The organism is Streptomyces sp. CNZ287 (genome assembly GCF_007827615.1).
This window is the reverse complement of record NZ_VISV01000002.1, coordinates 117,290-144,002: the sequence shown is the minus strand read 5'-3', so window position 1 is coordinate 144,002 and position 26,713 is coordinate 117,290. Positions and strand designations below refer to the sequence as shown.

At 73.9% G+C, this 26,713-nt stretch carries 24 protein-coding genes, 5 tRNA genes and 1 pseudogene; 13 read left to right on the top strand and 17 right to left on the bottom strand.

Annotated features, from left to right (window positions below):
* Positions 1-109 precede the first annotated feature (109 nt).
* Genes FB457_RS04855 through pgsA form a run of 4 tightly spaced genes read right to left on the bottom strand, consistent with a single transcriptional unit; the run spans position 110 to position 3,438 of the window.
* Positions 110-664 (bottom strand): LemA family protein, encoded by a 555-nt coding sequence (locus FB457_RS04855; RefSeq protein ID WP_047014730.1) that lies wholly within the window; start codon positions 662-664, stop codon positions 110-112.
* A 1-nt stretch (position 665) separates the two neighbouring features.
* A complete protein-coding gene (locus FB457_RS04850) occupies positions 666-1,838 on the bottom strand; it encodes a glycosyltransferase family 4 protein (RefSeq protein ID WP_047014731.1) in 1,173 nt (390 codons plus the stop codon).
* The gene (locus tag FB457_RS04845; RefSeq protein ID WP_145780954.1) at positions 1,835-2,725 is read right to left on the bottom strand and encodes a phosphatidylinositol mannoside acyltransferase; all 891 of its coding nucleotides are present in this window, start codon (positions 2,723-2,725) and stop codon (positions 1,835-1,837) included. Before FB457_RS04845 ends, FB457_RS04850 begins: the two co-directional genes overlap by 4 nt.
* The gene (gene pgsA / locus FB457_RS04840; RefSeq protein WP_145780952.1) at positions 2,722-3,438 is read right to left on the bottom strand and encodes a phosphatidylinositol phosphate synthase; all 717 of its coding nucleotides are present in this window, start codon (positions 3,436-3,438) and stop codon (positions 2,722-2,724) included. The genes FB457_RS04845 and pgsA overlap by 4 nt, the downstream gene beginning before the upstream one ends.
* A gap of 251 nt (positions 3,439-3,689) precedes the next feature.
* On the opposite strand from pgsA, the gene FB457_RS04835 reads away from it, so the two are divergent.
* On the top strand, positions 3,690-5,888 hold the full coding sequence (locus FB457_RS04835; protein ID WP_145780951.1) for an elongation factor G-like protein EF-G2: 2,199 nt from the start codon (positions 3,690-3,692) through the stop codon (positions 5,886-5,888).
* A 140-nt stretch (positions 5,889-6,028) separates the two neighbouring features.
* Positions 6,029-7,642, top strand: a complete 1,614-nt coding sequence (locus FB457_RS04830) for a hypothetical protein (RefSeq protein WP_078898602.1) — start codon at positions 6,029-6,031, stop codon at positions 7,640-7,642.
* A gap of 39 nt (positions 7,643-7,681) precedes the next feature.
* Here FB457_RS04830 and FB457_RS04825 read toward each other — a convergent pair whose 3' ends face one another.
* Positions 7,682-9,136 (bottom strand): aminotransferase-like domain-containing protein, encoded by a 1,455-nt coding sequence (locus FB457_RS04825; protein WP_145780949.1) that lies wholly within the window; start codon positions 9,134-9,136, stop codon positions 7,682-7,684.
* A 63-nt stretch (positions 9,137-9,199) separates the two neighbouring features.
* On the opposite strand from FB457_RS04825, the gene FB457_RS04820 reads away from it, so the two are divergent.
* Positions 9,200-10,387: a trans-sulfuration enzyme family protein gene (locus FB457_RS04820; protein ID WP_047014737.1), complete on the top strand. Its 1,188-nt coding sequence runs from the start codon at positions 9,200-9,202 to the stop codon at positions 10,385-10,387.
* Between the two features lie 45 nt (positions 10,388-10,432).
* On the opposite strand, the gene FB457_RS04815 is transcribed toward FB457_RS04820, so the two are convergent.
* The 5 genes from FB457_RS04815 to FB457_RS04795 all read right to left on the bottom strand — a co-directional run bounded on the left by FB457_RS04815 (position 10,433) and on the right by FB457_RS04795 (position 15,799).
* Positions 10,433-11,485, bottom strand: coding sequence for a hypothetical protein (locus FB457_RS04815; RefSeq protein WP_145780946.1), 1,053 nt, complete (start codon positions 11,483-11,485; stop codon positions 10,433-10,435).
* A gap of 130 nt (positions 11,486-11,615) precedes the next feature.
* The gene (locus tag FB457_RS04810; RefSeq protein ID WP_047014739.1) at positions 11,616-12,176 is read right to left on the bottom strand and encodes an HIT family protein; all 561 of its coding nucleotides are present in this window, start codon (positions 12,174-12,176) and stop codon (positions 11,616-11,618) included.
* Positions 12,177-12,237: 61 nt separating this feature from the next.
* Positions 12,238-14,220, bottom strand: a complete 1,983-nt coding sequence (gene thrS, locus FB457_RS04805; RefSeq protein ID WP_047014740.1) for a threonine--tRNA ligase — start codon at positions 14,218-14,220, stop codon at positions 12,238-12,240.
* Between the two features lie 113 nt (positions 14,221-14,333).
* Positions 14,334-15,491 carry a hypothetical protein gene (locus tag FB457_RS04800; RefSeq protein WP_145780945.1) on the bottom strand — a complete coding sequence of 386 codons (1,158 nt, stop codon included), beginning with the start codon at positions 15,489-15,491 and terminating at the stop codon, positions 14,334-14,336.
* Positions 15,491-15,799: a hypothetical protein gene (locus FB457_RS04795; protein WP_145780943.1), complete on the bottom strand. Its 309-nt coding sequence runs from the start codon at positions 15,797-15,799 to the stop codon at positions 15,491-15,493. Before FB457_RS04795 ends, FB457_RS04800 begins: the two co-directional genes overlap by 1 nt.
* 187 nt (positions 15,800-15,986) lie before the next feature.
* Between FB457_RS04795 and FB457_RS04790 the strand changes: the two genes are divergently transcribed.
* On the top strand, positions 15,987-16,715 hold the full coding sequence (locus tag FB457_RS04790; protein ID WP_047014743.1) for a 3'-5' exonuclease: 729 nt from the start codon (positions 15,987-15,989) through the stop codon (positions 16,713-16,715).
* A gap of 137 nt (positions 16,716-16,852) precedes the next feature.
* On the opposite strand, the gene FB457_RS04785 is transcribed toward FB457_RS04790, so the two are convergent.
* Positions 16,853-16,924: transfer RNA gene (locus tag FB457_RS04785), tRNA-Val, on the bottom strand.
* Positions 16,925-17,347: 423 nt separating this feature from the next.
* On the opposite strand from FB457_RS04785, the gene FB457_RS04780 reads away from it, so the two are divergent.
* The gene (locus FB457_RS04780; protein ID WP_018836768.1) at positions 17,348-17,761 is read left to right on the top strand and encodes an SsgA family sporulation/cell division regulator; all 414 of its coding nucleotides are present in this window, start codon (positions 17,348-17,350) and stop codon (positions 17,759-17,761) included.
* 179 nt (positions 17,762-17,940) lie between these two features.
* Positions 17,941-18,498, top strand: a pseudogene (locus FB457_RS04775) (CGNR zinc finger domain-containing protein); the annotation flags it as partial.
* A 94-nt stretch (positions 18,499-18,592) separates the two neighbouring features.
* Here the strand turns inward: FB457_RS04775 and FB457_RS35100 are convergent.
* Positions 18,593-18,745, bottom strand: coding sequence for a hypothetical protein (locus tag FB457_RS35100; protein ID WP_164492506.1), 153 nt, complete (start codon positions 18,743-18,745; stop codon positions 18,593-18,595).
* 152 nt (positions 18,746-18,897) lie between these two features.
* On the bottom strand, positions 18,898-19,380 hold the full coding sequence (locus FB457_RS04770; protein ID WP_047014745.1) for a hypothetical protein: 483 nt from the start codon (positions 19,378-19,380) through the stop codon (positions 18,898-18,900).
* Positions 19,381-19,508: 128 nt separating this feature from the next.
* On the opposite strand from FB457_RS04770, the gene FB457_RS04765 reads away from it, so the two are divergent.
* On the top strand, positions 19,509-20,021 hold the full coding sequence (locus FB457_RS04765) for a DsbA family protein (RefSeq protein ID WP_047014746.1): 513 nt from the start codon (positions 19,509-19,511) through the stop codon (positions 20,019-20,021).
* 108 nt (positions 20,022-20,129) lie between these two features.
* Here FB457_RS04765 and FB457_RS04760 read toward each other — a convergent pair whose 3' ends face one another.
* The 3 genes from FB457_RS04760 to FB457_RS04750 are packed head-to-tail and all read right to left on the bottom strand — an operon-like array spanning position 20,130 to position 22,919.
* A complete protein-coding gene (locus tag FB457_RS04760; protein ID WP_047014747.1) occupies positions 20,130-20,960 on the bottom strand; it encodes a GNAT family N-acetyltransferase in 831 nt (276 codons plus the stop codon).
* A 52-nt stretch (positions 20,961-21,012) separates the two neighbouring features.
* Complete coding sequence (locus tag FB457_RS04755) at positions 21,013-21,852, bottom strand: aminotransferase class IV (RefSeq protein WP_047014748.1); 840 nt, start codon at positions 21,850-21,852, stop codon at positions 21,013-21,015.
* Entirely contained in the window at positions 21,849-22,919 is a 1,071-nt protein-coding gene (locus FB457_RS04750) for a chorismate-binding protein (protein WP_145780939.1), read from the bottom strand. The genes FB457_RS04755 and FB457_RS04750 overlap by 4 nt, the downstream gene beginning before the upstream one ends.
* A gap of 192 nt (positions 22,920-23,111) precedes the next feature.
* Here FB457_RS04750 and FB457_RS04745 point away from each other — a divergent pair.
* From FB457_RS04745 to FB457_RS04720, 6 genes are all read left to right on the top strand, one after another.
* Positions 23,112-23,184 (top strand) — tRNA-Gly (locus FB457_RS04745).
* Positions 23,185-23,210: 26 nt separating this feature from the next.
* A tRNA-Cys gene (locus FB457_RS04740) sits at positions 23,211-23,281 on the top strand.
* A gap of 1 nt (position 23,282) precedes the next feature.
* A tRNA-Val gene (locus tag FB457_RS04735) sits at positions 23,283-23,357 on the top strand.
* Between the two features lie 158 nt (positions 23,358-23,515).
* Positions 23,516-24,733 carry a GNAT family N-acetyltransferase gene (locus FB457_RS04730; protein WP_145781275.1) on the top strand — a complete coding sequence of 406 codons (1,218 nt, stop codon included), beginning with the start codon at positions 23,516-23,518 and terminating at the stop codon, positions 24,731-24,733.
* Positions 24,734-24,944: 211 nt separating this feature from the next.
* Positions 24,945-26,087 carry a S1 family peptidase gene (locus tag FB457_RS04725; protein WP_047014751.1) on the top strand — a complete coding sequence of 381 codons (1,143 nt, stop codon included), beginning with the start codon at positions 24,945-24,947 and terminating at the stop codon, positions 26,085-26,087.
* Positions 26,088-26,240: 153 nt separating this feature from the next.
* A tRNA-Val gene (locus FB457_RS04720) sits at positions 26,241-26,312 on the top strand.
* A 98-nt stretch (positions 26,313-26,410) separates the two neighbouring features.
* On the opposite strand, the gene FB457_RS04715 is transcribed toward FB457_RS04720, so the two are convergent.
* The gene (locus tag FB457_RS04715; RefSeq protein WP_047014752.1) at positions 26,411-26,698 is read right to left on the bottom strand and encodes a TFIIB-type zinc ribbon-containing protein; all 288 of its coding nucleotides are present in this window, start codon (positions 26,696-26,698) and stop codon (positions 26,411-26,413) included.
* Positions 26,699-26,713: the final 15 nt, after the last annotated feature.

The window sequence follows — 26,713 nt, the reverse complement described above, 5'->3', positions numbered from 1 at the left end:
ACGTTCGGACGCCGGGCCCGAACGCGCGCCACCGACAAGGAAACCCCAGGCGGGAGGGGTCGGGAAAGAGCCAATCGGCAAGCTGTGGCCGCCCGGCGGGCGGCGGCGGTCAGCCCGCGGGGGCGCGGTCGGTCAGCGCCGGCGGCGGCTCGTCGTCCATCTCGACCGCCAGTGGGAACGGCGCGTGCCCGGCCAGCCGGAACCAGCGCACCTTGCGGTGCCGGCGCAGCGCCCGCGCCGCCCGTACCGCGTCGTTGTGGAAGCGCCGTGCCATGGGGACCCGCCGTGCGGCCTCCGCCAGCTCGTGTACGGCCTCCTCGCCGCCCGGCGCCCCGCGTACCGCCTCCACCTGCTCCGGCGCCTCGAAGACCGCCCGCAGCGCCTGGCTCAGCTCGCTCTCGGCGACCTCGCGCTGGTCCTCCTCCGCCTGCCGGGCCGCGTGCGCGGCCTCGTAGAGCACGATCGAGGCGGCCGGGTCGAGCACGCCGCTGGTGGCCAGCTCCTGCGCCACCGAGGCGCGGCGCAGCAGTTGGGCGTCGAGGGCCGCCTTGGCGGCGTCGATGCGGGTGTGCAGCCGGTCGAGCCGGCCGGCGGTCCAGCTCAGGTAGACGCCGATCAGGCAGAGCCCGACGGCGACGAGCAGCAGGGTGAGGGCGGTCGACACGTCATGCCTCCCGGTCGCGGGCGGGGCCGAAGCGGGCCGCCCAGCGGCCGGCGCGCTCGTCCTCCGCCACCGACGCGGCGCCCTGGGTCACCGTCTCGTACACCGCCAGGATGTCCGCGCCGACCGTCGACCAGTCGAAGCGCTGTACGTGCCTGCTGCCGCGCTCGCGCAGTTCGGCCCGGCGGGCGTCGTCCAGCAGCAGCCCGGCCGCCCGCTCGGCCAGGTCCCCGGCGTCCCCGCGCGCGAACACCTCGCCCGCCGTGCCGCCGTCCAGCACCTGCACGAAGGCGTCGAGGTCGGCGGCGAGCACGGGTGCGCCCGCGGACATCGCCTCGACGAGGATGATGCCGAACGACTCGCCCCCGGTGTTCGGCGCGACGTACAGGTCGACGCTGCGCAGCAACCGCGCCTTGTCCTCGTCGCTGACCATGCCGAGGAACTGCACCCGCTCGCGCACCCCGGGCGCCAGGTGCCCGGCGACCTCGGCCGGATCGCCGCGCCCGGCGACCAGCAGGCGGGCGTCCGGCACCCGCTCCAGGATCCGCGGGAACGCCTCCATCAGCACCGGCAGTCCCTTGCGCGGCTCGTCGATCCGGCCGATGAAGCCCAGCGTGCGGCCCTGCCACTCGGCCTTGGGCCCGGCCCCGGCGAAGAAGGAGACGTCGACGCCGTTGGGGATGACGACGGCGTCGCCGCCCAGGTGCTCGACCAGGGTGCGGCGCGCGTACTCGCTGACCGCGATGCGCGCGCTGATCTTCTCCAGCGCCGACTGCAGGATCGGGTACGCGGCGATCATGCCGCGGGAGCGCGGGCTCGACATGTGGAACGTGGCCACGATCGGCCCCTTCGCCGCCCAGCAGGCCAGCAGGGCGAGCGACGGGGCGGCCGGCTCGTGGATGTGCAGCACGTCGAAGTCGCCGTCGCGCACCCAGCGGCGCACCCGGGCGGCGGACAGGAAGCCGAAGTTGATGCGCGCCACGGATCCGTTGTACGGCACGGGGACGGCGCGGCCGGCCCAGACGACGTACTCGGGCAGCGGAGTGTCGTCGTCCGCGGGAGCGAGGACGGAGACCTCGTGGCCGGCGGCGCGCAGGTGCTCCGCCAGGTCCCGGACGTGGAACTGCACCCCGCCGGGCGCCTCCCAGGAGTACGGGCAGACGATCCCGACCCTCACCGCGACTCCAGGTCCGCCAGCCAGAAGCGCTGGAGCATGTGCCAGTCCTCCGGGTGCCCGGCGATCCCGGCGGCGAAGTCGTCGGCCATCGCCTGGGTCATCGCGGCGGTCTTCTCGGCGCGGGTACCGGTCGAGGGCACCTCGACGGGCGCGTGCACCTTCCCCTGCAGGACGGGGGAGTCGTCGTACCAGAGCGTGACGGGCAGCAGCAGCGCGCCGGTCTGCTGGGCGAGCAGCGCGGGTCCCGCGGGCATCCGGGCGGCGGAGCCGAAGAAGTCCACCTCGACGCCGGTGGCCGACAGGTCGCGGTCGGCGACCAGGCAGACGAGACCGCCGCCGCGCAGCCGCCGGGCGAGGGTGCCGAAGGCGCTCGCGCCGCCGTGCGCCAGCACCTCCATGCCCAGGCTCTCGCGGTACGCGACGAAGCGGTCGTACAGCGACTCCGGCTTCAGCCGCTCCTGCACGGTGGTGAAGGGGACCCCCAGCTTGGTGGTGACCCAGGCGCCCGCCAGGTCCCAGTTGCCCATGTGCGGCAGCGCGAGGATCACGCCGGTGTCACCGGCGAGCCCGTCCTCGAGCCAGTGCACGTCCTGGGGGTCGAAGCCGTCGCGGATGCGCTGCTTGCTCCAGGCCGGCAGCCGGAAGGACTCCATCCAGTAGCGCATGTACGAGCGCATGCCGGCCCGGCTGAGTTCCGCCAGCCGCTCGGGCCCGGCGTCCGGGACGACGCGGGCGAGGTTCGACGTCAGCCGCCGTACGCCCTTGCCGTCGCGGCGCCAGGCGGTGTCGGCGATGCGCCTGCCGAGGGCGGCGGCGGCGGGCTCGGGCAGCCGTTTCACGGCGGCCCAGCCCAGGCCGTACACCCCGTCGGTCAGGCGCTCCCTCACGCGCTCTCCTGGTCCGCCGGCGCGGCCTCGGCGTCGGGGCGCGGGCCGCCGCGCGGCGCGGGCGGCGGCAGCGGGTCCTCCGCGTCCTTCTCCGCCGCCTCCCGGTGCACGGTCACCATCCGCTGGAAGAGCGTGACGGCGCTGCCCGCGGCGACCGCCCAGAGCGCGATGGGCAGCAGGAGGTCGATGTGCGGGATGCCGAAGGTGCGTTCCATGCCCGCGAAGCCGGCGAGCACCAGGGTGATCACCAGCCGGTCGGCGCGCTCCATCAGCCCGTTGACCTTCACCGGCAGCCCGATGCTCTCGCCGCGGGCCTTCGTGTACGAGACGACCTGGCCGCCGGCGAGGCAGAAGATCGCCACCGCGCACATCATGAGGTCGTCGCCGTCTCCCGCGTACCAGAGCGCGATGCCGCCGAAGACGGCGGAGTCCGCGGCGCGGTCGAGCGTCGAGTCCAGGAACGCGCCCCAGCGGCTGGAGCGGCCGGACTGGCGGGCCATGGTGCCGTCGATCAGGTCGGAGAAGACGAAGAGGGTGATGATCACCGTGCCCCAGAAGAACTCCCCGCGCGGGAAGAAGGCCAAGGCCCCCGCCATCACCCCGAGGGTGCCCACGAAGGTGACGGTGTCGGGGCTCACGCCACGACGCAGCAGCATCGCGGCGATCGGTGCGAAGACACGCGTGAAGATCGCACGCGCGTACTTGTTCAGCATGGCCGTCCCAGGGTCGCCGGTCGGCGGGCCCCCGCGGGTGGCCGGGGGGCTCGTCGGTGGAAGTCGCTCAACGTAGCGCAGCCATCGTAGCCAGCGCCCCGCAGGGGCCGCGCGGGCCGTACGCCCCTGACCGGCCGGGCCGTACGCACGTCCGGCCGCTCGCCGTTTCCGAAGCCGTCCGTGCTATGGACGGGGTCTGACCGCGGTGCAAAGCTCGAATGCACCGCACGTGTCAGACGGAGGCGAGACACATGGGTGACAAGGCAAACGCACACCCCGGAGCCGCCGGCAGGGCAGCGGCGGCCGCCCGGCCCTCCGACATTCGGAACGTGGCGCTGGTCGGCCATAGCGGATCCGGTAAGACGACGCTGGTGGAGGCGCTGGCGTTCACCACGAAGGCGCTCACCCGGGCCGGCCGGGTCGAGGACGGCGGCTGCGTATCCGACTACGACGAGATCGAACAGCGCCAGCAACGCTCGGTGCAGCTCTCGCTGGTCCCGGTGGAATGGGACGGCATCAAGATCAATCTGCTGGACACCCCCGGCTACGCGGACTTCGTCGGGGAGCTACGGGCCGGTCTGCGCGCCGCGGACGCGGCCCTCTTCGTCGTTTCGGCCGCGGACGGCGTGGACGGCGCGACCCGGATGCTGTGGGACGAGTGCGCGGCGGTAGGGATGCCGCGGGCGATCGTCGTCACGCACCTGGACGCCGCCAGAGCCGACTTCGACCAGATGACGGAGACCTGCCGGGAGGCGTTCGGCGGCGACGACCCCGACGCCGTGCTGCCGCTGTACCTGCCGCTCCTCGGCGAGCAGGCGGCGGACGGCCACGCGCCCGTGCACGGGCTGATCGGCCTGCTCACGCAGCGCGTCTTCGACTACACCTCCGGCGCCCGCGAGGACAGACCGCCCCGCGAGGAGGAGCTGCCGCTGATCGAGGAGGCGCGCAACCGGCTCATCGAGGGGATCATCTCCGAGAGCGAGGACGAGTCCCTCATGGAGCGCTACCTCGGCGGCGAGGACGTCGAGGTCAAGACACTCGTGCAGGACCTGGAGAAGGCCGTCGCGCGCGGGGTGTTCCACCCGGTGCTGGCCGCCGCACCCGCCGCGGACGGCGGCACCCAGGGTCTCGGCACGGTCGAGCTGCTCGAGCTGATCACCGGCGGCTTCCCCACCCCGCTGGAGCGCCGGATCCCCGACGTGACCACCGTGCGCGGCGAGAAGCGCCCGGGGCTGGCCTGCGACCCGGCCGGGCCGCTGGCCGCCGAGGTGGTCAGGACGTCCTCGGATCCGTACATCGGCAGACTGTCGCTGCTGCGCGTCTTCTCCGGCACGCTGCGCCCCGAACAGACGGTGCACGTCTCGGGGCACGGCATGGAGGACCGCGGCCACGAGGACCACGACACCGACGAGCGGATCGGCTCGCTGACCGCCCCGTTCGGCAAGCTCCAGCGCCCGCTGGACGCGGCGATCGCCGGCGACATCGCCTGCGTCGGCAAGCTGAACGGCGCGGAGACCGGCGACACCGTGTCGGCCAAGGACGAGCCGCTGCTGATGGCGCCGTGGGTGATGCCCGACCCGCTGCTGCCGGTGGCCATCGAGGCGCACACCAAGCAGGACGAGGACAAGCTGTCGCAGGGTCTGGCGCGGCTGTGCGCCGAGGATCCGACGATGCGGCTGGAACAGAACGCGTCGACCCGGCAGTTGGTGCTCTGGTGCCTGGGCGAGGCGCACCGCGACGTCGCGCTGGAGCGGCTGCGCACGCGGTACGGCGTGCAGGTCGACTCGGTGGACCACAAGGTGTCGCTGCGCGAGACGTTCTCGGGCAGATCGGCGGCGCGCGGGCGGCACGTCAAGCAGTCCGGCGGCCACGGGCAGTACGCCATCTGCGAGATCGAGGTCGAGCCGCTGCCGGAGGGCTCGGGTATCGAGTTCGTGGACAAGGTGGTCGGCGGCGCGGTGCCGCGGCAGTTCATCCCGTCGGTGGAGAAGGGCGTACGCGGCCAGGCGGTCAAGGGCGTGGCCACCGGCTATCCGCTGGTCGACGTACGGATCACGCTCGTCGACGGCAAGGCGCACTCGGTGGACTCGTCCGACGCCGCGTTCCAGACGGCGGGCGCGCTGGCGCTGCGGGAGGCCGCGGCGCAGGTGCAGATCCATCTGCTGGAGCCGGTCGCCGAGATCGGCGTGCTGGTCGCCGACGAGTACGTGGGCCCGGTGATGAGCGACCTGTCCGGGCGGCGCGGCCGGGTGGTCGGCACCGAGCAGGCGGGCGGCGGCCGGACGCTGGTGCGCGCGGAGGTGCCGGAGTTCGAGATCGGCAGGTACGCGGTGGATCTGCGCTCCCTGTCGCACGGCACCGGCCGGTTCGACCGCTCCTACGCCAGACACGAGCCGATGCCGCAGCAGTTGGCGGCCAAGATCCGTGATCGGCAGGCCCGCGACGGTTGACCGCGGCTAGGCTGGGGCACATTGGTGGTCGGGCCCGCTGCCCGCGGGCCTGGCCCCATCACCGGGGCGGACGCGCGGCGTTGGGGGCGGCAGTGGCAGGTTCTGAGGGGCTGGAGTTCGACTTCGCCCCGCGCGCACAGGTGCCGCTCTCCGGCGCCCAGGGTCAGACGGCGGCGACGCACGCGCTCGCCTCCACGGCGTACCGCGACAGCGCCGTCACCAAACTCCTCGACGCCAACAACGACTGGAGCAAGTCGGAATTCAAGAAGGGCCGGCTGTCGCTCTTCGAGCCGAACCTGGGCGAGGCGTTCGCGCGCGCCGTCACGGTGCGTATGCTCGCCGACGGCCGCAAGCCGCTCATCCAGTCGTTCGGCACGGAACCGCAGGCGGTGCTGGAGCACTGCCTGGCGGCCAACCGCTACCGCAAGGAGCGCGACACCCGGCTCACCGTGGTCATGGGCGTCTTCGGGCTGCTGTTCCTGCCCGGGGTGCTGCTCTGGCTCGGCGTCTTCCAGCTCCGCCGCACCCTGGCCGGCGCGTCGGACAAGCGAGTCGGCGCGGTGGGGTACGTGCTGCTGGGCCTTATCGGCGTCGCGGCCATCTACCTCTTCCTCACGATGCCGCTCGACGGCCTGCTCTACATCTATCTGCGCGGCCTGCTGGTCGCGCCGATCATAGGCTGGTTCTGGGCGAACCGGATCTGCGAGAAGTACGCCAAGGGCCTGCGCGAGCACTGGACGGCGCTGCTGTCCGGCGGCGGCCTCGGCGCCAAGATCCCCGAGGCGGTGCCGAGCAACCCCGGCGAGGCCAGCGCGGAGCGGCTGCGGCTGGGCCTGGCGAAGCTGTCGGCGGAGCAGCACAGCAACGTCGTCTTCTACGCGGGCCCCAAGGGGATACTCGGCATGGGCACCCGCTGGGGCGCCTGGCACCTGGCGGAGGACCTCAAGCCGAAGGAGTCCGGCGGCGAGATCAACCCCTTCCGGAGCTGGGACATCGTCAAGGCGGTGCACGACCAGTTGCGCATGCTGGAGCGCACCCCGCTGCACACCGGCGGCTTCCCGGCGCCCGCGATAAAGCACTGGATCGTCTCGCCGATAGGCGAGGGCGCCGGCGAGGTCGCCCGGCCCGGCGGCACGATCGTCGACGGCTATTCCGTACGGGACTTCGAGGTCCAGCGGATCTGCAACGAGCAGCAGTTCGGCGCCGGCAACCGGCACTATCTGGGTGTGCAGTTCACGCTCTGGGACGGCCAGTTGGTCATCACGCTGCTGGTCTCGGTGACCGTGCTGCACCACACGCTGCGCATCGAGGTCACGGGGCACGCGCTGGGCCCGGTGCACCCGCTGTTCACCAGCAAGCCCAGCCGCGAGACGAAGACCGTGAGCGGCATGAAGTTCTGGGAGACCAAGGAGAAGCCGCTCCCCCTGGTCCGCACCCGCGAGGTGGTGCGGCTGGCCGCGCGGGCGCCGTTCACCTGGTACCCGCCGCTCCTCGACTACCTGGGCGGCAAGCTGAAGCTCCCCGAGCCCTTCGGGCTGCGGCACGTGTGGGCGGACAAGCCGTGGCGGCACCGCTTCATGGCGGACGACGCGCTGCGCGCGGCGACGCCGGTGCTGCGGGTGGTGCACCAGGCCGCGCTGCGGGTGCTGGAGGAGAACAACGTGGACACCACGAACTTCGCCGGCCGGTCGATGGCGCTCAGCGGGATGGTGCAGAGCGCGGAGCCGCGGCAGGCGGACGTGTACGACGGCTGACGGCGCGCACGGCGCACACGGGCGGGGGTTCTGCCCCGCTCACACCGTCACGCCGCCGAGGGCCGCGGGCGTCGCCGGCCGGCTGCTCCCGTCGTACGCCGTCCAGGCCGCGGCCAGCCGCTCGACGGCGTCGGTGAGCACGTCCCGCGGGGAGCAGAAGTGCAGCCGCAGGTACGGGCCGCTTCCCCCTGCGGCGTCCACGCAGGCGCCGGGCAGGACGGCGACCCCGTGCCGGAGTGCGACCTGTGCGAAGGACACCCCGTCCCCGTACGGCAGCCGCACCCACACCGTCTGCCCGCCGGGCACCGGCGGGCAGACCCAGGAGGGCAGCAGCCGGGCCAGTTCGGCGCGCAGGTGGCCGTGGGCGGCGCGCAGTTCGGCGCGGCGGCGGGCGAGCAGCGGTTCGTACGCGGCCAGCAGGGAGACGGCGACGAGTTGCGCCGGCACGTCGGTGCCGAGGTCGTGGACGGCCTTCAGCCGGGCGAGCCGGGTGACGACGCCCGCGGGGGCGCGCACCCAGCCGATGCGCAGGCCGCCCCAGACCACCTTGCTCAGCGACCCGACGCTGATGACCTCGGCGCTGTCCGCGCCCGCGGCGAGCGCCGGCGGCGCGGCGCCCTCCAACGCGAGGTCCGCCACCACCTCGTCGTCCACCAGCGGTACGCCGAAGTGCCCCGCCGCCTCCGCGAGCCGCCGCCCGCGCAGCGGGGGCAGCACGGCGGCGGTCGGGTTCTGGTAGACCGAGCCGACGTACGCGAGCGCCGGCCGGTGCTCCGCCAGCGTCCGCACGGCGGCGTCCACGTCGATCCCGTGCGGCCCCACCGCCACGGGCCGCAGCACGGCGCCCGCCTCCCGGAACAGGTCCAGCGCGCCGGGGTACGCGGGCGCCTCGACCAGCACCGGGTCGCCGGGGGCGACGAAGAGCCGGGTCAGCAGCGCCAGCGCCTGCTGGCCGCCGGTGGTGACGAGGATCTGCGCCGGGTCCGTGGGGATGCCGCGGGCGGCGTAGCGGGCGGCGACGGCGGCGCGCAGGGCGGGCAGCCCGGCGGGGTGGTAGCCGAGACCGGTCGCGGGCAGGGCCAGGTCCCGGTAGGCGCGGGCCAGTTCGGGCGGCGGGCCGTCCGGGGCGGCGCAGCTCAGCAGGATCACGCCGTCGGCCGGCTCCAGCAGGTTGAGGAAGAGCGGGTTCGCGGTCTCCGCCGTACGGCCCGGCACGAGCGCCGCCTCGGCGACGCGGGTGCCGCTCCCCTGCCGCCGGACGACGCGGCCCTCCTGCCGCAGCACGCCGTACGCCGCGACCACCGTCGTGCGCCCCACGGCCAGCGCCGTCGCGAGCGCGCGCTCCGGCGGCAGGGCGGCGCCCGGGCGCAGCCGGCCCTCGTCGACCAGCCGCCGGAGCCGGGCGGCGAGCAGCACGTACAGCGGGCCGCGCCCGGCCGACCACCGGCCCAGGGCGGCCACCAGTTCCGAGGCCCGCACGTCGTCGGTGTCCATGGCGGACCAATCTCCCGGAATTGGCCCTGTTCCGGCAACCCATTCACCGCGGAGACTTTCACCATGAGCGCCGACCTGCACCCCTCGACCCGTACCGCCCACCCGCCCGTGCCGGTCCCCGAGGGCAGCCGCCCGGTGACCGTGCCGATCCACCAGGGGCACGTCTTCTCGTTCGGCTCCGCGGACGCGATGGCCGCCGCCTTCCACGACCCGGACGGCGCGTACCTCTACAGCCGCTTCGGCAACCCGACCGTCCGCGCGCTGGAGGAGGCCGTCAGCGACCTCGAAGGGGGCGCGGGCGGGCTGGCGTTCGCGTCCGGCATGGGCGCGATCAACGCCGTGCTGCTCAGCCTCCTCTCCGCGGGCGACCACGTCGTCGCGCAGCGCTCCCTGTACGGCGGCACCTACGCGACGCTGACCGATCTGGCGGAGCGCTGGGGGGTGTCGGTCACGTACGTCTCCGGCCGGGACGCCGACGAGGTACGGGCCGCGTGCACGCCAAGGACCCGGGTGCTCTACCTGGAGACCATCGCCAACCCCACCACCGCCGTCACCGACCTGCCCGCGCTCCTGGCCGCCGCCGCGGAGGCCGGGGTCACCGGCGTCGTCGACAACACCTTCGCGACCCCGCTGCTCTGCCGCCCGGTCGAGCACGGCGCCGACGTCGTCGTGCACTCGGCGACGAAGTACCTCGGCGGCCACGCCGACGTCCTGGGCGGGGTCGCCGTCTTCCGCGACGCCGGGCTGCGCCGCCGGGTCTGGGCGCACGCCGTCGAACAGGGCGCCGCCGCCGACCCGTTCGCGGCGTGGCTGACGCTGCGGGGCATGGCGACCCTGGCGCTGCGCGTCGAGCGGCAGTCCGCGACCGCCCTGACGCTGGCCGAACGGCTCGCCGTCCACCCGGCGGTCGCCCGGGTCCGCCACCCGGGGCTGCCGGACCACCCGGACCGCGCGACGGCGGCCCGGCTGCTGGCCGCCGGCGGCGGAGTGCTGGCGTTCGACCTGGCGGGCGGCCGGGACGCGGGGCGCAGGTGCGTCGAGTCGCTGCGGCTGGCGCTGCTGAGCCCGTCGCTCGGGGACGTCAAGACGTTGGTGATGCACCCGGCGAGCACGTCGCACCGGCAGCTCGACGCGGCGGCGCTGGCGGCGATGGACATCGGCGAGGGCACGGTGCGGGTGTCGGTGGGCATCGAGCACCCGGACGACCTGTGGGCGGACCTGGCGCAGGCGCTGGCGAAGTCGGCGGGCTGAGCGGCCGGGGCGGCCCTGGCGCCACCGGCCCGGGGCGCCCCGGGCTCACCCGCCGCCGTCGCCTCCTCTGCCACCGCCGCTGTCGTGGCCACCGCCGTCGAACCAGCCCCCGCCGGCGCCGCCGGAGGGCGAGTGGCCCAGGTCGGTGGAGTACGGGGTGTCCCAGCCGCGTTGCGCACCGTCCGCCCCGCCGGCCCCGTACGGGTCCCGCACCGGCTCCACCGTGCCGAGGCGGATGAGCGCGTTCTCGTCTCCCGCACCGCACACCGCACCGAAGAAGTGGGCCACCACCGCGTCCAGCGGGTCGCCGGACTCGTACCGCACGTCCCTCAGCGGCTCCACCGCCGCGTACCGCACCTCGAAGTCGCGGCGCCGGGTGAGAAGGGCCACCGGGCGCCCGCCCCGCAGCAAGCGGGACGACTCGACGTCCCGCCCTTCCAGCTCCCACTGCGTCCTCGCCGTCCGGAGGCGGGCGACCAACCCCCGGGCCGAGGAGTCGAGAACGGTGAGGACGGCCGGGCGCCCGGCCACGGTGACCGTCAGCGGTGGATTCCTCGTCCGCACTTCCTCCGTGGTGAGGCCGGCCTCTCCGCGCAGCCGCACCGCGGGCGTCCCCGGCACCCCCGCGGCCCACACGTCCGCGCGCACCAGCCGCCGGTCGAGGGCCACCGTCACCATGCCGCCGTGCGGCCCCGCTGCGGACCGCCGTGCCATCCACAGCGGCACGCCCTCCTCCTCGGCCCGCCGCCCGGCCGCGGCGACCTCCGCGGGCCCGCCGCTCAGCTCCACGGCCAGCTCGCCGAGGGCCCCGGCGAACGCCGCCGCCTGCCGCACCCGGATCACCTGGGCGGAACCGGTCACGCGGGTCAGGGGCACGGCACCGGGCCCGTTCCTGATCCGCGCCAGCGCGCGCTCCGTCCCGCGCCCGCCGAGCCACTTCCCCCGCACGTACGCCTCGGCCATGGCCATCAGGTTCATGTCCCCGGCCCGCACGTACGAGCCCCGCGCCAGGGACAACCCGTCCGCCGTCAGCCGCACCTTCGCCGCCAGCGGGTTCCACGATCTCTCCGCGTAGACGACCGTCTCGTCACCCGACATCTGTGCCCCCCTGCACACCGCCGCGCACGCGGGGGGCCGAACCCCCGCTTTCGGATCCAGTGTGCACGAAACCCCGGAAATCCGACCCCGGTCGGACACCACGGACCTGCGCGGGCGGTACGGGCCGCTGCTAGTCCGCGGGCCAGGCGGCGGCGAGCATCGCCCGGGTGTCCGCCAGGAGTTGGGGCAGCACCTTGGTGTGGCTGACGACCGGCATGAAGTTCGTATCGCCGCCCCATCGCGGCACCACGTGCTGGTGCAGGTGCGCGGCGATGCCCGCGCCCGCGACCGGGCCCTGGTTCATGCCGAGGTTGAACCCCTGGGCCCCGGACGCGGCGCGCAGGGCGGTCATCGCGCGCTTGGTGAAGACCGCCAGCTCCGCGGTCTCCTCGCCGGTCAGCTCGGTGTAGTCCGCGACGTGCCGGTACGGGACGACCATCAGGTGGCCGCCGTTGTACGGGTACAGGTTCAGCACCGCGTAGACCTGTGCGCCGCGGGCGAGGATCAGCCCGTCCTCGTCGGACTTCTCCGGGATCGCGCAGAACGGGCAGCCGTCGCCGGCGGCGGTGCCGGTGGGCTTGTTCTCCCCCTGGATGTACGCCATGCGGTGCGGTGTCCACAGCCGCTGGAACTGATCCGGGGTGCCGACCCCGAGCTGCTGCTCCGGCTCACTGGTCATGCTCAGCAGCATATGGCGTACGGGCCCGCCGACCGGGCGCCGGGCCCGGCCCGGCGCCCCCGGCCGCGCAGGATCACGACCCGGCGCGCTCCGCGACCGCGCGGGCCACCTCGTCGATCGCGTCGTCGATCGGCACGCCGTTGTTCTGCTCGCCGCTGCGGTAGCGGAAGGAGACGGCGCCCTTGGCCATGTCGTCGTCGCCCGCGATGAGCATGTACGGGACCTTGGCCTTCTGGGCGTTGCGGATCTTCTTCTGCATCCGGTCGGAGGAGGAGTCGACCTCGACCCGCAGCCCGCGGGCCCGCATCTTCGCCGCGACCTCCTGAAGGTACGGCACGTGGTCGTCGCCGATCGGGATGCCGACGACCTGCACCGGCGCCAGCCACGCCGGGAAGGCGCCCGCGTAGTGCTCCAGCAGGACGGCGAAGAACCGCTCGATGGAGCCGAAGAGGGCGCGGTGGATCATCACGGGCCGCTGCCGCGAGCCGTCCGCGGCGGTGTACTCCAGGTCGAAGCGCTCGGGGAGGTTGAAGTCCACCTGGATCGTGGACATCTGCCACGTCCTGCCGATGGCGTCCTTGGCCTGCACCGAGATCTTCGGCCCGTAGAACGCCGCCCCGCCCGGGTCCATGACCAGTTGCAGACCCTGCTTCTCCGCGGCCCGGCGCAGGATCTCGGTGGCCTCCTCCCAGACCTCGTCGGAGCCGATGGACTTCTCCGGGTCCTTGGTGGACAGCTCCAGGTAGAAGTCCTCCAGGCCGTAGTCGCGCAGCAGGTTCAGCACGAAGGTCAGCAGCGAGTCCAGCTCGCCGGCCATCTGCTCCTTGGTGCAGTAGATGTGCGCGTCGTCCTGGGTGAAGCCCCGGGCCCGGGTGAGGCCGTGCACGACGCCGGACTTCTCATACCGGTAGACGGTCCCGAACTCGAAGAGGCGCAGCGGCAGCTCACGGTACGAGCGGCCGCGGGCGTCGAAGATCAGGTTGTGCATCGGGCAGTTCATGGGCTTGAGGTAGTAGTCCTGGCCCTCGTCGAGCTGCATGGGCGGGTACATGCCGTCGGCGTACCAGTCCAGGTGGCCCGACTTCTCGAAGAGCTTCCCCTTCGTCGCGTGCGGGGTGTAGACGAACTCGTAGCCCGACTCCTCGTGCCGCCGGCGCGAGTAGTCCTCCATCACGCGGCGCACGACGCCGCCCTTGGGGTGGAAGACCGCCAGGCCGGAGCCGATGTCCTCGGGGATGGAGAAGAGGTCCAGTTCGGTGCCGAGTTTGCGGTGGTCGCGCTTCTCGGCCTCGGCCAGGAACTCCAGGTGCGCCTTCAGCTCGTCCCGCGACGGCCAGGCCGTGCCGTAGATCCGCTGGAGCTGCGGGTTCTTCTCGCTGCCGCGCCAGTACGCGGCGGCGGAGCGCATCAGCTTGAAGGCGGGGATGAGCCGCGTCGTCGGCAGGTGGGGGCCGCGGCAGAGGTCCTTCCAGCACAGCTCGCCGGTCTTGGCGTCCAGGTTGTCGTAGATCGTCAGCTCGCCGGCGCCGACCTCCGCGGACGCGCCCTCCGCGGCGTCGGCGGCGTTGCCCTTGAGGCCGATCAGCTCCAGCTTGTAGGGCTCGGCGGCCAGTTCCTCGCGGGCGTCGGCGTCGGTGGTGACGCGGCGGGAGAAGCGCTGGCCACGCTTGACGATCTCCTGCATCTTCTTCTCGACGCGCTTGAGATCGTCGGGGTGGAAGGGCTCGGGGACGTCGAAGTCGTAGTAGAAGCCGTCCTTGATGGGCGGGCCGATGCCGAGCTTGGCCTCGGGGAAGAGCTCCTGCACGGCCTGGGCCATGACGTGGGCCGTGGAGTGCCGCAGGATGTCCAGCCCGTCGGGGCTGTCGATCTCCACCGGCTCGACCTCGTCGCCGTCGGCGACCACGTACGCGAGGTCCTTCAGCGCGCCTGCGACGCGGGCGGCGATCACGGTGCGCTCGCCGGGGAAGAGGTCGCCGGCCGTCGTGCCCGTCGTGACCACGCGCTCTTCCCGCTCGGCGGCATCGCGGCTGATGATCACACGGACGTCGGACACGGGGTCTCCTTCACGGGAACGGGGTGCCGCACGCGGCGGCGGCACGGCGTGAATCGTACCGAGCCGGGGGGGCGCACCGCGAAATCGGGCGTCGCGTGCGCGGACCGGTGCTCTCAGCCGTCGCCGTACGCCTCGTCGCAGAAGTCCAGGTGCTCGTGGGCCTTCGGCAGCCGGTCCCCCTCGGCGTCCGCCACCGGTACGGGCCGCACCCCCGACGCCCCGGTCAGCCGCCGGAAGCCGCCGCGGCTCTCCAGCATGCCGCTGAGCCGCACCGGGACGCCGGCCAGGTGTGCCTGGCCGGCGACGCGGTACTCCTCCTCGCCGAGCGACGTGCGCACCTCGGTGACGTCCGCGCCCGCGAGTACCCGCAGCCGCACCCGGCCCCGGCCGGTGGCTGCCGTCCGGCTGAGCCGGGTGACGGCTGCGGTGAGCCGGACCGGGAGGGAGGGCTCCCGGCTCCGGTAGCGCACGGCGGCCCGCTGCAGGGCCGGGATGTCGCCGGGGGTGAACTCCGTAGGTTCGGGGGCGGCGGCGAAGCCCTCCGGCGGCGGGTACGCGGGCGCCCAGGCCAGGGCGATGCGCACGCCGTCCGTGCCGCGCACAAGCGCGGTCAGGGCCTCGGCCAGCTCGTGGCACACGCCGAGTCCGACGGCGTGGTCGAAGTCGTCCATGGCCCCGGTGGTGTGATGGCGGTCCACCGCTTCGCGGGTGCCGCGCAGGGCACGGAGCAGCGTGGTGGTGACCGCGCGGCTCTCCGGCGCGGGGACGAAGGCGGTGAGCCGGGCGGCGTGGGCGCCGGAGCCGAGCAGGGTCTGCTCGACGTCCCGCGCGGCATGCGGGCGCAGCCGGGCGCCGTGGAAGCCCGCGGGGCGGCGGGCGGCGAGCGCACCGGCCAGCAGCATGGCGCGGGCGGCGGCGGACAGCCGCTCGGCGTCGGCCCACCGGGCCGGCCCGGCGCGCCGCCCGGCACCGTACTCCCAGCTCACCTCGTCGCTGGGCACGGCCACCGCGGTGAGGACGAGCGGGGCGGACGGCTCGGGGCTGCGGGCCAGCGCGCTGAGCGCTTCGGCGAGCAGGTCGGTGCAGTCGGGGAAGGCGCGGTCGGCCGGTACGAGGACGCCGGCGCCGCCCGGTGCGTCGCCGGGCGGGGTGAAGCGCGCGTACCGGCCGGTGGAACCGCCGTGCCGGCGCCAGCCATGGCGGGCGAGGAGGGCGCCGAGCACGGCGGGGTCCGTATGGGCGGGGTCGGGCTCCGGAGGCTGCCGGTACATCAGGGTCTCCCTCCCCTGCCGGCCCGGGCGGTGAGCGCGTGGAGCGCACGGCCGGCGAAGACACGGGTCAGCGCGTGGCCGGCCCGGTCGCACCCGGCCCGCACCCGGACGTGCCGGTCGATGCCGCTGCCGGGGAAGGGCTGCACCGGGGTGCAGCGGGCAGCGGCAACGACCGCGTGCGGACAGCCGGTCCGCAGCGTCTCCGTGCACGCCGTCGCGGCGAGAGCGCCGCGCCGCGGTGCGGTCCGCCCGAGGAGCGGACCGCGCGGTTCCGGCCGGGTGAGGGCCATGGCCCAACTGCCTTCCACGCGCTGTCGGTAGCTGACGGGGGCCGGCCCCGCCACGGGCGGCCGAGGTGCGCCCGGCCCTCACTCTCTGTTGTCACCGCACGGGCTCTCCGCCAAACAACCATTGTTCGAACGAGGGGCGTTGGGGGTATCACCCGGTCGGGTGGGAACGACCCCACCCACCATAAAACTCCAGGGAGTTGGGCTGATGACGCTCTGGTACGAGGGGCCGCTGGCCGCCTTCGACACCGAGACGACCGGCGTGGACGTGGAACGCGACCGGATACTCTCCGCAGCCGTCGTCGTCCAGCCCCACATCACTTCGCCGCCCCGCTGTACCTCGTGGCTCGTCTCCCCCGACGTGGAGATCCCGGCCGCGGCCACGGCGGTCCACGGGTTGACGCTGGCGCATCTGCAGCGTCTGGGCCGCTGGCCGGCGCCGGTGATGGAGGAGGTCGGCAAGGCCCTGGCGGCGCAGTGCGCGAGCCACGTACCGCTGGTGGTGATGAACGCACCGTTCGATCTGACGCTGCTGGACCGCGAGTTACGCCGGCACCGCGCCTCCTCCCTGCCGAAGTACCTCGGCGGCGCGCCGCTGTGCGTGCTGGACCCGCTGGTGCTGGACCGTCACCTCGACCGCTACCGCAAGGGCAGCCGCACGCTCACGGCGCTGTGCGAGCACTACGGCGTGGAGCTGGCCGGCGCCCATGAGGCGGGCGCGGACGCGACGGCGGCGCTGCGTCTCGTACGGGCCATCGGGCAACGGTACGCGGACCGGCTGGGCGAGCTGACCGCACCGGAGCTGCACGAGCGGCAGGCGGCCTGGCACGGCGCGCAGGCGCGCGGCCTGACGGCGTGGTTCGCGCGCACGGGCTCGGACGAACGCTGCGACCCGGCCTGGCCCTTGCGCACGTCCGGCCTGGCGACGGTGGCCTGACTCGATTGGCGTTGCGGTGTACCCCGTCGCCGGGAAGCGGGGGTGCGGGGGCGAAGCCCCCGCGGCGGAGCCGCGCGGTAACGACGAAGGCGATCTGCGTCCGTGCTTCTTGCGGATGCAGATCGCCTTCGTCTCTGTGGGCGATACTGGGATCGAACCAGTGACCTCTTCGGTGTGAACGAAGCGCTCTCCCCCTGAGCTAATCGCCCTGGAGCGCCTTGGTGGCGCGGTCAGAACCATACAGGGCGGTGGGGTCGGCGTTCAAACCCGTTGCCGCGGCAGGGCAGCAGAGGGTCACTTCCGCGCGACGCAGCCGCACACTGGGGACGCCCGACGTCACCCGGCGTGAGCATCCCCGTATGCCCCTTACCGGCCATCGCCGACGCACCCTCCGCGCGCCTCCGTCACACTGTGCCCAGTTCTCGTTACTCTCCGCATCCAGAGAGCGCAAACTATGCGTGTCGGAGAGTTCACCGGAACGGCCCTGCTCCGAGAACCCTCACTAGGCCGTACGAACTACGAAAAACATCGCAAAACAGTCAGAGGGGTTTACAACGCCCCGGTAGGTGGCATGTCGACTTCGCCGACGTGCGAATCCCCGAGCGCACACTGAGCGAAAGGCCCTGGCGCTTATGAACCACACGGTCAGCTGCGAGCTGCACCTGCGCCTCGTTGTGTCGAGCGAGTCTTCCCTGCCTGTCCCCGCAGGTCTGCGGTACGACACCGCGGATCCTTACGCCGTGCACGCCACCTTCCACACGGGCGCAGAAGAGACGGTCGAATGGGTGTTCGCCCGCGATCTGCTCGCCGAAGGGCTCCACCGCCCGACCGGCACCGGCGACGTCCGCGTCTGGCCATCCAGAAGCCACGGCCAGGGCGTCGTCTGCATCGCCCTCAGCTCGCCCGAGGGCGAGGCACTGCTCGAAGCCCCCGCGCGGGCGCTGGAGTCCTTCCTGAAGCGCACGGACGCCGCCGTGCCGCCCGGGACGGAGCCACGCCACTTCGACCTCGACACCGAGCTCTCGCACATCCTCGCGGAGAGCTGAACCCCTACGACCTCACCGTCCGTAGCCGTCCGCCTCGGGGAGACGGCCGGACACCCCACCGGACAACCGCATCACTGCACCCGCCGTCGTTCCACTGGGCGACGGCGGTGTCACGCGTTGGCTAGAGTCGGCGTCAGACCGACCAGGGGAACGCGCGGCCCGACCAGGGGAGCGGAACGGTGCTGATCAATCACGACACCCGGTGCGCGCTAGACATCGTCGTGGCGCTGCTGAACACGGACGCCGGGGACGGGGGCGAGGAAGCGGACGTGCTCGTGGACGTGAGGGCGCTCCAGAGTTTCGTCGACGAGCACGAGATCAGCGGGCTGGAAGCGCTCTGCCGCTCCGACCTGGACGCGGTCAGGGCCGTACGGAGGGACCTCTCGGCCGTCTTCGCCGCGCCTGACGACCGCACGGCCGCGGAGCGGCTCAACGCGATCGTCGCCGCCGCCGGCACCACGCCGCAGCTCACGGACCACGACGGGTACGAGTGGCACGTGCACTACTTCGCGCCCGGCGCCTCCGTCGCGGAACATCTGGCCGCGGACGGCGGGATGGCGCTGGCGTTCCTCGTCGTCGCCGGCGAGCGCGAGCGGCTGCGCCGCTGCGAGGCGCCGGACTGCGGCCGGGCCTTCGTCGACTACTCGCGCAACCGCTCCCGCCGCTACTGCTCCAGCCGCACCTGCGGCAACCGGCTGCACGTGGCGGCGTACCGCGCCCGGCAGCGCGAGGCGGCGGCGGAGAACGGGACGGGGAACGGGAACGGGAACGGGAACGGGAACGGGAACGGGAACGGGAAGGCGGCGGCCGGGGCCGCCGGCGGGGCGGCGCTCACCAGCCGATGAGGTCGTAGACCGAAGTGCCGAAGATCAGCACGCCCACGACGGTGAGGAAGAGCATCAACGGCGGCTGGGACAGGGCGAAGAGGCAGCCGCGGGTCTCGGCGGGGGCGGGAGGCCGCGGTGCGGGCGTGTGGTCGTTCATCTCGCGCAGATAATTGCGCAGGCACGCATGCCCAAGTGGGCAACACGCCAGGAAAACCCGGCCTGTTCACGAAGATCGGCCGCGCATGATCAATTCTTGTCGACAGAGATCGACTTCGCGGCTGCGCAGGGTAGTTCGGCGGGCCCGTAGCGTCAGATTCCGTGCTTCTTCAGGATCGCCTCGATGTCCGAGAAGTCCTCGTCCCCGGAGCCGGAGCCGGAGCCCCGCCGCCCCGTCGTCGCCGGGGCGGAGCCGCGCGACTTGCCTCCCCGGCCGGCGCCCAGCGCGGGCTGCGACGCCGCGGGCGCCGCCGCGGGGGCCGCGGCGCCCCCGCCGGCCTTGCGCTTGGCGCGCTCGCCGGCGAAGCGCTGGGCGACCCACAGCACGACCGCGACCGCGAGCACGCCGAAGCCGCCCCAGACGGAGGGCTTGAAGACGAGATCCGTGGCCCAGTCCCCCGTGGCCCTGCCTACCTTGCCGCCGAGCTTGACCAGCCCCGCCATGGCCAGGCCGACGGGCACCAGCGACAGGGCAGCGATCTTCGTCGCCCGCCGGAACCTTCGCCGGTATGCGGTCAACAGCGCGATCGCGAGCCCCGCCGCGGAGAGCGCGGCGCATACCGTGGTGGTGAACATGTCTCCATCGTGCACCGGAACGCGCCGCGATTGCCATGGTGCGGCACGTCATGGGGGACATCTCCGGGTCCGGGTCGTCCGCAGGACCGAGACGGCGCCACCCCTCGGAGCCTGGAAGACTGGCGTCCATGGAGAACGATGTGAACGGTGCGCCCGTCCTCGACGTCTGGTGCGAGCTGCAGTGCCCGGACTGCCGGACGGCGCTCACCGACCTGCGCGCGCTGCGGGAGCGCTACGGGGACCGGCTCGACATCCGGCTGCGCCACTTCCCGCTGGACAAGCACCAGCACGCGATGGCGGGCGCCCAGGCCGCCGAGGAGGCGTTCGCGCAGGGGAAGGGCTGGGAGTACGCCGAGGCCGTCCTGGCCGTGGCGGAGACGTTCGGCAAGCGGGGCGAGCCGCTGCTGGTCGAGACGGCGCGCGAGCTGGACCTGAACGCCGCGGAGGTGGAGACGGCCCTCGTGGACGGGCGCCACTTCCTGATCGTGGACGCGGACGTCGCGGAGGGCAAGGCGATCGGCGTGACGGGCACGCCGACGTACGTCATCGGGGGCGAGCGCCTGGACGGCGGCAAGAGCCAGGAGGGGCTGCGCGAGCGGATCGAGGAGATCGCGGACCGGCTGCTGGCCGCGGCGGACTGACGCGGGGCCCGGGCCCGCGGAACCCCCCGCGCGGAGGCCGGGGCCTACGGCCAGGCGGCGCCCCGGCCCTCCTCCCCCGGCCGGGGCACCGTGGGCCGCCGCCCGCCTTCAGATCAGCGGCTTGCGCAGGTGGTACGCCGTGGGCGCGTAGTCCAGGGACTCGTACAGCCGCCGCGCCACCTCGTTCCACGCGAAGACGTGCAGCCCCAGCGTGGGCAGCCCCGCCGCCAGGCACTCGCGCTCGGCGGCGAGCATCAGCGTCCGGCCGTGGCCCCTCCCCCGGTGCTCGGGAACGACGGTCACGGCGTAGACGTACCCCCCGGTGGCGATCTCGGGCTTCAGCGCGATCCAGACCGTGCCCACCCCCGCCCCCTCGTGCTCCAGGACCCGCAGCGCCATGTCCGGGGTGGCGGCGCCCGCCGGCAGCAGGGCGTCGTGGGCGGCACCGGCCCGGCTCCGCGCCTCGTCGGGCGGCGTCCCCCGGTCCAGCCAGTGGCGCGCGAACGCCTCCACCTCCGCCGTCCGCCATCCCGGGTACTCACCCGCGGCCATCGGCCGCACCGCGGAGCCGGGCGGCAGCTTCGGCACCGCGGCCAGTTCCCTGGCCATCGTCCGGCCCGTCTCGGTGTAGCCGAGCGCCGCGGCCAGCCGCAGGCCGACCTCCGCGCGCGGGTCCAGGCTGAGCAGGACCTCCCGGCAGCCCCAGCCGCGCAGCACCTCCTCGGCGGCCAGCGCCGCGACCGTGCCCCGGCCGCGGCCGCGCTCGGACCGCTGGATCCGCAGCGTGCGGACGCGCCCGGTGGCGGAGCCGAGGCGCGGGGCGGTGGCCAGTTCGACCTCGCCGACCGGGCGGCCGTTGACGCACACGGCGAACGCGCGCGTACGGCCGCCGTCCGGCTCACGCCGCTCGGCTCCGGCCGGGCGCAGATGGGTCGTCATCGCTTCCCCCTTCGTCCTCGGACGCGCGGAGTCCGCCGGTGGCGCGGTCCTTCTACGGGTCGATGTCCCCCGCGGAGCGCTCCGCGAACACCTGCATGGCCTTCGCCGTGACCGGACCGCGGGCACCGGGCAGTTCGCGGCCGTCGAGGTGCCGTACGGCCTGGACGTCGCGTAGCGAGGACGTCAGGAAGACCTCCTCCACCTCGCCGCCCTCCGCGAGCACCGAGAACGGCAGGTCCGTCTCCCGGGCGCCGGTCCACTCCAGCAGCAACTGCCGGGTGATCCCGGCCAGGCAGCCGGAGGCGAGCGGCGGCGTGTGCAGCTCGCCGCCGAGGACGACGAAGACGTTGGAGCCGGTGCCCTCGCAGAGCCGGTCCCGGGTGTTCGCGAAGAGCGCTTCGCTGGCGCCGCCCTCGTGCGCGCGGGCGAGCGCGACGACGTTCTCCGCGTACGAGGTGGTCTTCAGCCCCGCGACGGCCCCGCGCTCGTTGCGCGTCCAGGGGACGGTGACGGCGTCCGTCTCGTCCGGCCGCGGGTCGGCGGCGGCCAGGGCGACGGCCAGGGTGGGGCGGCTGTCGTCCGGATCGCTGCGGTGGGAGGACAGCGGCGCGGCACCGCCGGTGTACGTGATGCGCAGCCGGCCGTGCGCCACGGGCTCCGCGGCCAGCACCTCGGCGCAGGCCCGGCGCACCTCGTCGAGGTCGGGCTCGGGCAGGCCGAGGCCACGGGCGGAGCGGGCAAGCCGCTCCAGGTGCCGGGTGAGGGCGAAGGCGGTGCCACCGGTGGCCTTCAGCGTCTCGAAGACGCCGTCGCCCACGGTGATGCCGTGGTCGAACACGGAGACCCGGGCGTCGGCCACCTCGCGCAGCCCGCCGTCGAGCCAGACCTTCATGGGCGTACGGTCCCTTCACTCGTCACTTCCGCCTCCGACGCTACCGCGAGCAGCCGGGATGCCTTCAATTCGGTCTCCCGCCACTCGCGCTCCGGGTCGGAGCCCCAGGTGATGCCCGCGCCGGTGCCGAAGCGCAGCGCCGGGCCGCGGGGCGCGGCCCGGTCGATCCAGAACGTGCGGATGCCGACGGCCAGTTCGCCGGTGCCGCGGTCGGCGTCGACCCAGCCGACGCCACCGCAGTACGGACCGCGGGGGACGGTCTCCAGCTCGTCGATGATCCGCAGCGCGCTGCTCTTCGGCGCGCCGGTGACGGATCCCGCCGGGAAGGTGGCGCCGATCAGCTCCGCCCAGCCGGCGCCGGGGGCCAGCTCGCCGCGGACGGTGGAGACGAGGTGGACGAGGCCCGGGTGCTCCTCGACGGCGCAGAGGGCGGGCACGGTGACGGAGCCGGTGGTGCAGACGCGGCCGAGGTCGTTGCGCACGAGGTCGACGATCATGACGTTCTCGGCGCGGTCCTTGGCGGTCAGGTCGGCGGCGGTGCGGCCGGTGCCCTTGATCGGGCCGGACTCGACGGCGCGGCCGGCCCGGCGCAGGTACAGCTCGGGCGAGGCGGTGGCGACCTCGACGCCGTGCGCGGGCAGCCGGACGACGCCGGCGTACGGGGCGGGGTTGCCGCGCGCGAGGACGGCGGCGAGGGCGTCGACGTCGGCGGCGTCCTGGTCCGGTCCGGGGAGCGGGGCGGCGAGGACGCGGCAGAGGTTGACCTGGTAGACGTCGCCGGCGGCGATGCGCTCCCTTATGCGATGCACCCCGGCCACGTATCCGGCGCGGTCGAGGGAGGTCGTCCAGCACGCGGCGCCGGGGCCGCGCCAGCGGTGCGCGCGGGCGGCGGGCGGGTGCGGATCGGGGCGTACGTCACCGAAGCGCGCGCACACCGTCCGGCCCTCGTACCCGGCGACGACGGCCCACCAGCCCGCGGAGTCGAGCGCGGCCGGGTCGTCGGTCACGTCGCGCAGGTCGGAGGCGACGAGACCGCCGAAGCGGACGAGCGGGGCGAGGCGGGGCACGCCGCGAGTCTATGGCGGCCGGCGGACACCGGGCCCGGGGCGGGCGCCGCCCCGGCACGGGCCCGTCCGCGGGCCGTCCGCGGGCCGGGCGCGGGCCGGGCGCGCGCGAAACCGAATTTGAGCTGGCCCCGGAATCCGCTAAGGTTCATGACTACCGGAAGCGCCTCACCGGGCGCCTTCGGAGCACGACCGGCGGACGTAGCTCAGTTGGTAGAGCATCACCTTGCCAAGGTGAGGGTCGCGAGTTCGAATCTCGTCGTCCGCTCGATGGGGGTCTCCCGGGCCCCCGCTGGTGGAGTGGCCGAGAGGCGAGGCAACGGCCTGCAAAGCCGTCTACACGGGTTCAAATCCCGTCTCCACCTCGGACGATTAGCTCAGCGGGAGAGCGCTTCCCTGACACGGAAGAGGTCACTGGTTCAATCCCAGTATCGTCCACCACCCGAAGGCGGCCCATGCCCGCGCCCGGCGCGCGCATGGGCCGCCTTCGTCGTTGCCGCCCGGCCGTGGCGCACCCGTCCCGGGACCTGGCACGAAAGCGATGTGCAGGCATCGGTCATGATAGATAGTGTCAGAATATGAACGACCGTGCTGCCATTGTGGTCCGCGAAATACCCGAAAGTGACATCGACCGGGCGCAGGAGCTGGCCTATCTGGTCTTCCACGAAAAGCCCGAGAACGAACTTCGCAAACGCCATCACGAACTCCTGGCGGGCTGCCTGCGCATCGGCGCGTACGACGCGGAGACGCTGGTCGGCATGGTCGCCGCGCTGCCGTTCACGATGGCCGTCCCCGGCGCCGAACTCCCCTGTCCCAGCCTGACGTTCGTCTCCGTGGCGCCGACGCACCGGCGCCGCGGGGTGCTCTCCGGGATGATCGCCGAGCTGTTCGCGCGCTGCCCGGCCGAGGACTGGCCGGTGGCGGCGCTGTGGGCGTCGGAGACCGCGATCTACGGGCGGTTCGGCTTCGGCCCCGGCACGTACGGCGCCACCATCGAGATCGACTCCCGGGAGGCGCTGCGGCTGCGGATCGCCCCCGACGAGCGGCCCCTGCGGCTGGTCGATCCGGCCGCGGCGCCCGCGCTGCTCGGCCCGTACTACGACCGCACCCGCGCCGTGCGCGCCGGCCGCCCCGAGCGCAGCGAGGAGTGGTGGGCCAGGGAATGGATGGCCGAACAGGACCCGGACGACGAGGACTTCTCCCGGCCGCGCGTCGTGGCCCTCGGCGAGCCGCTCGCCGGCTACGCCGTCTACCGCACGAAGGACGGCGACAGCGACCGTCCGGAGACCTCGGGTCTGGTGCGGCTGGACGAGTTGGAGGCGGACACCCCCGCCGTGGCCGCGGCCCTGTGGCGCTATCTCGCCTCCCTGGACCTGACCGGCACGGTACGCGCCTGGGGCCGCCCGCTCGACGACCCGCTGCTGCTCTTCGCCGCCGACCGCGACCAGGTACGGGTCACGAGCACGTTCCCCGCGCTGTGGGTGCGGCTGCTCGACGTCGGCACGGCCCTGCGCCGCCGCTCCTGGGCCGCCGCGGCGGACGTCGTGCTGGCGGTGACCGACCCGGCGGTGCCGGCCAACGAGGGCACGTTCCGGCTCACCGTCGCGCCCGGCGCCCCGGCCGCGTACGAGAGCACCGACGCGGCGCCGGACCTCACCGTCGACATCCGCGACCTGTCCGCCGCCTACCTCGGCGGCACCCCCCTCGCCGCCGCCGTCCGCGCGGGCCTGGCGACCGAGCACACCGCGGGCGCCACCGACGCGCTCGACGCGGCGCTGCGCACGCCGCTGCTGCCGCACACGGTCGAGGAGTTCTAGCAGGCGCGGCCGAAGAGGCGTACGCCGCACGGCGGTTGCAAAGGCGGCCGCCCGGTCCCCGCGGGGCCGGGCGGCCGCCTTTCGCGCCTGCGAAAGGTCTGGACAAACGTGCGGGCCCGTGCTGTGGTGACAGCGCGCCGATTGAGAGCGCTCTCAACCATCTGTGTTCCACCCCCACTCGACATGAGGGAACAGCAGAAAGGTCACCATCGTGAGACGCACCTTCGGATTAAGGCTCGGCCTGTCCGCACTCCTGCTCCTCAGCACCTGGGGCGGCGCCGCCGCCCTCGCCCCCGCCGCCGGCGCGGACTCCGCGCGGGAGCTCTCGCCGGGCCTGGCCCGCGCACTCCAGCGGGACCTGGGCCTCACGGCCGACCAGGCGCGGGAGCGGCTGGCGGACGAACGGCGGGCGGGCGAGACCGAGAAGAAGGCCGAGCGCGCGGCCGGTGCCGCCTACGGCGGCTCCTGGTTCGACGCGGACAGCGGCCGGCTCACCGTCGCCCTCACGGGCACCCGGCGCGCGGACGCGGTCCGGGCGACGGGCGCCGACGTACGCGTCGTCGAGCACAGCGCCGCGCGGCTGGACGCGACGATGAAGCGCCTGGACGCGCTCTCCGCCCCTGCCGGGGTGGCCAGTTGGCACGTGGACGCGCGCGCCAACAGCGTCCGGGTCGACGTCGTCGCCGGCCACCGCGGCGACGCACCGGTCCGCGCCTTCCTCGAACGGGCCCGCGCCGCCGGTCCCGTCGAGGTCGGCACGGTCGCCGAGGCGCCGAGCACCTTCGCCGCCGGCACCGTCGGCGGGGACCCGTACTACACGGGCAACGTCCGCTGCTCCATCGGCTTCTCGGTGCACGGCGGCTTCGTCACCGCGGGCCACTGCGGCGGCGCGGGCCAGGCGGTCAGCGGCTGGGACCGCTCGTACATCGGCAACTTCCAGGGCTCGTCCTTCCCCGACAACGACTACGCCTGGGTCAATGTCGGCAGCGGCTGGTGGACCGTCCCCGTGGTCCTCGGCTGGGGCACCGTGCCCGACCAGCTCGTCCGCGGCTCCGCGGAGGCCCCGGTGGGCGCCTCCATCTGCCGCTCCGGCTCCACCACGCGCTGGCACTGCGGCACGCTGCTGGCCAAGAACGAGACGGTCAACTACAGCGGCGGCGCGGTCGTGCGCCAGCTCACCAAGACGAGCGTCTGCGCGGAACCCGGCGACTCGGGCGGCTCGTTCATCAGCGGTGACCAGGCGCAGGGCGTCACGTCCGGCGGCTGGGGCAACTGCAGCGGCGGCGGCGAGACCTGGTACCAGCCGGTCAACGAGATCCTCGGCCGCTACGGGCTGACGCTGCACACCGCGTAGGGCGACGCGATCCCCGTGGCACCGGCCCCTCGCCGGTGACCGCAGGCCCGTGCCGCTCGCCCGCCGGCGGGTGGCACGGGCCGTACGGCCACGCGATGATCATGGACTTGCGATGGCGGTCGGCGCGTGGAAGTATCTAGCCGCAGCAAGCCCGCGCGGTTAGCTCAGCGGGAGAGCGCTTCCCTGACACGGAAGAGGTCACTGGTTCAATCCCAGTACCGCGCACAGCAGAAGGGCCGGAGCCGACGCTCCGGCCCTTCTCCGTGTGGTCGCGCGTACGGCCCCCGCGGGCGGGGGCCGTACGGCCGCTGTCAGACCGCCGGTCAGGACGAGAACAGCATGCGGGAGAAGCCGCCCTTGCGGTGGCCGTAGTGACCGTGGCCGCCGCCGTGGTGGCCGCCGCCCCAGCCCGGGGCCTGCTGCGGGTAGCCGCCCTGGGCGGGCGGCGGCGGGGGCGGCGGGGCCTGCTGTGCCCACTGGGCCTCGAGCCGGGTCAGGGTCTCCAGCTCGCCGTAGTCGAGAAAGATCCCCCGGCACCCGCTGCACTGCTCGATCTGCACGCCGTTGCGGTTGTACGTCTGCATCGGCGCACGGCACTTGGGACACTGCATGGTCGCCCTCAACTC

Excerpts from the sequence above, each read along its gene's own strand:
- FB457_RS04790 (WP_047014743.1), top strand. The coding sequence starts at position 15,987 with ATGACGCTCTGGTACGAGGGGCCGCTGGCCGCCTTCGACACCGAGACG.
- FB457_RS04770 (WP_047014745.1), bottom strand. The coding sequence starts at position 19,380 with ATGTTCACCACCACGGTATGCGCCGCGCTCTCCGCGGCGGGGCTCGCG.
- FB457_RS04780 (WP_018836768.1), top strand. The coding sequence starts at position 17,348 with ATGAACCACACGGTCAGCTGCGAGCTGCACCTGCGCCTCGTTGTGTCG.
- FB457_RS04815 (WP_145780946.1), bottom strand. The coding sequence starts at position 11,485 with ATGTCGGGTGACGAGACGGTCGTCTACGCGGAGAGATCGTGGAACCCG.
- FB457_RS04765 (WP_047014746.1), top strand. The coding sequence starts at position 19,509 with ATGGAGAACGATGTGAACGGTGCGCCCGTCCTCGACGTCTGGTGCGAG.
- FB457_RS04715 (WP_047014752.1), bottom strand. The coding sequence starts at position 26,698 with ATGCAGTGTCCCAAGTGCCGTGCGCCGATGCAGACGTACAACCGCAAC.
- FB457_RS04800 (WP_145780945.1), bottom strand. The coding sequence starts at position 15,491 with ATGTACCGGCAGCCTCCGGAGCCCGACCCCGCCCATACGGACCCCGCC.
- FB457_RS04755 (WP_047014748.1), bottom strand. The coding sequence starts at position 21,852 with ATGAAGGTCTGGCTCGACGGCGGGCTGCGCGAGGTGGCCGACGCCCGG.
- FB457_RS04825 (WP_145780949.1), bottom strand. The coding sequence starts at position 9,136 with ATGGACACCGACGACGTGCGGGCCTCGGAACTGGTGGCCGCCCTGGGC.
- pgsA (WP_145780952.1), bottom strand. The coding sequence starts at position 3,438 with ATGCTGAACAAGTACGCGCGTGCGATCTTCACGCGTGTCTTCGCACCG.
- FB457_RS35100 (WP_164492506.1), bottom strand. The coding sequence starts at position 18,745 with ATGAACGACCACACGCCCGCACCGCGGCCTCCCGCCCCCGCCGAGACC.
- FB457_RS04820 (WP_047014737.1), top strand. The coding sequence starts at position 9,200 with ATGAGCGCCGACCTGCACCCCTCGACCCGTACCGCCCACCCGCCCGTG.
- FB457_RS04835 (WP_145780951.1), top strand. The coding sequence starts at position 3,690 with ATGGGTGACAAGGCAAACGCACACCCCGGAGCCGCCGGCAGGGCAGCG.
- FB457_RS04810 (WP_047014739.1), bottom strand. The coding sequence starts at position 12,176 with ATGCTGCTGAGCATGACCAGTGAGCCGGAGCAGCAGCTCGGGGTCGGC.
- FB457_RS04760 (WP_047014747.1), bottom strand. The coding sequence starts at position 20,960 with ATGACGACCCATCTGCGCCCGGCCGGAGCCGAGCGGCGTGAGCCGGAC.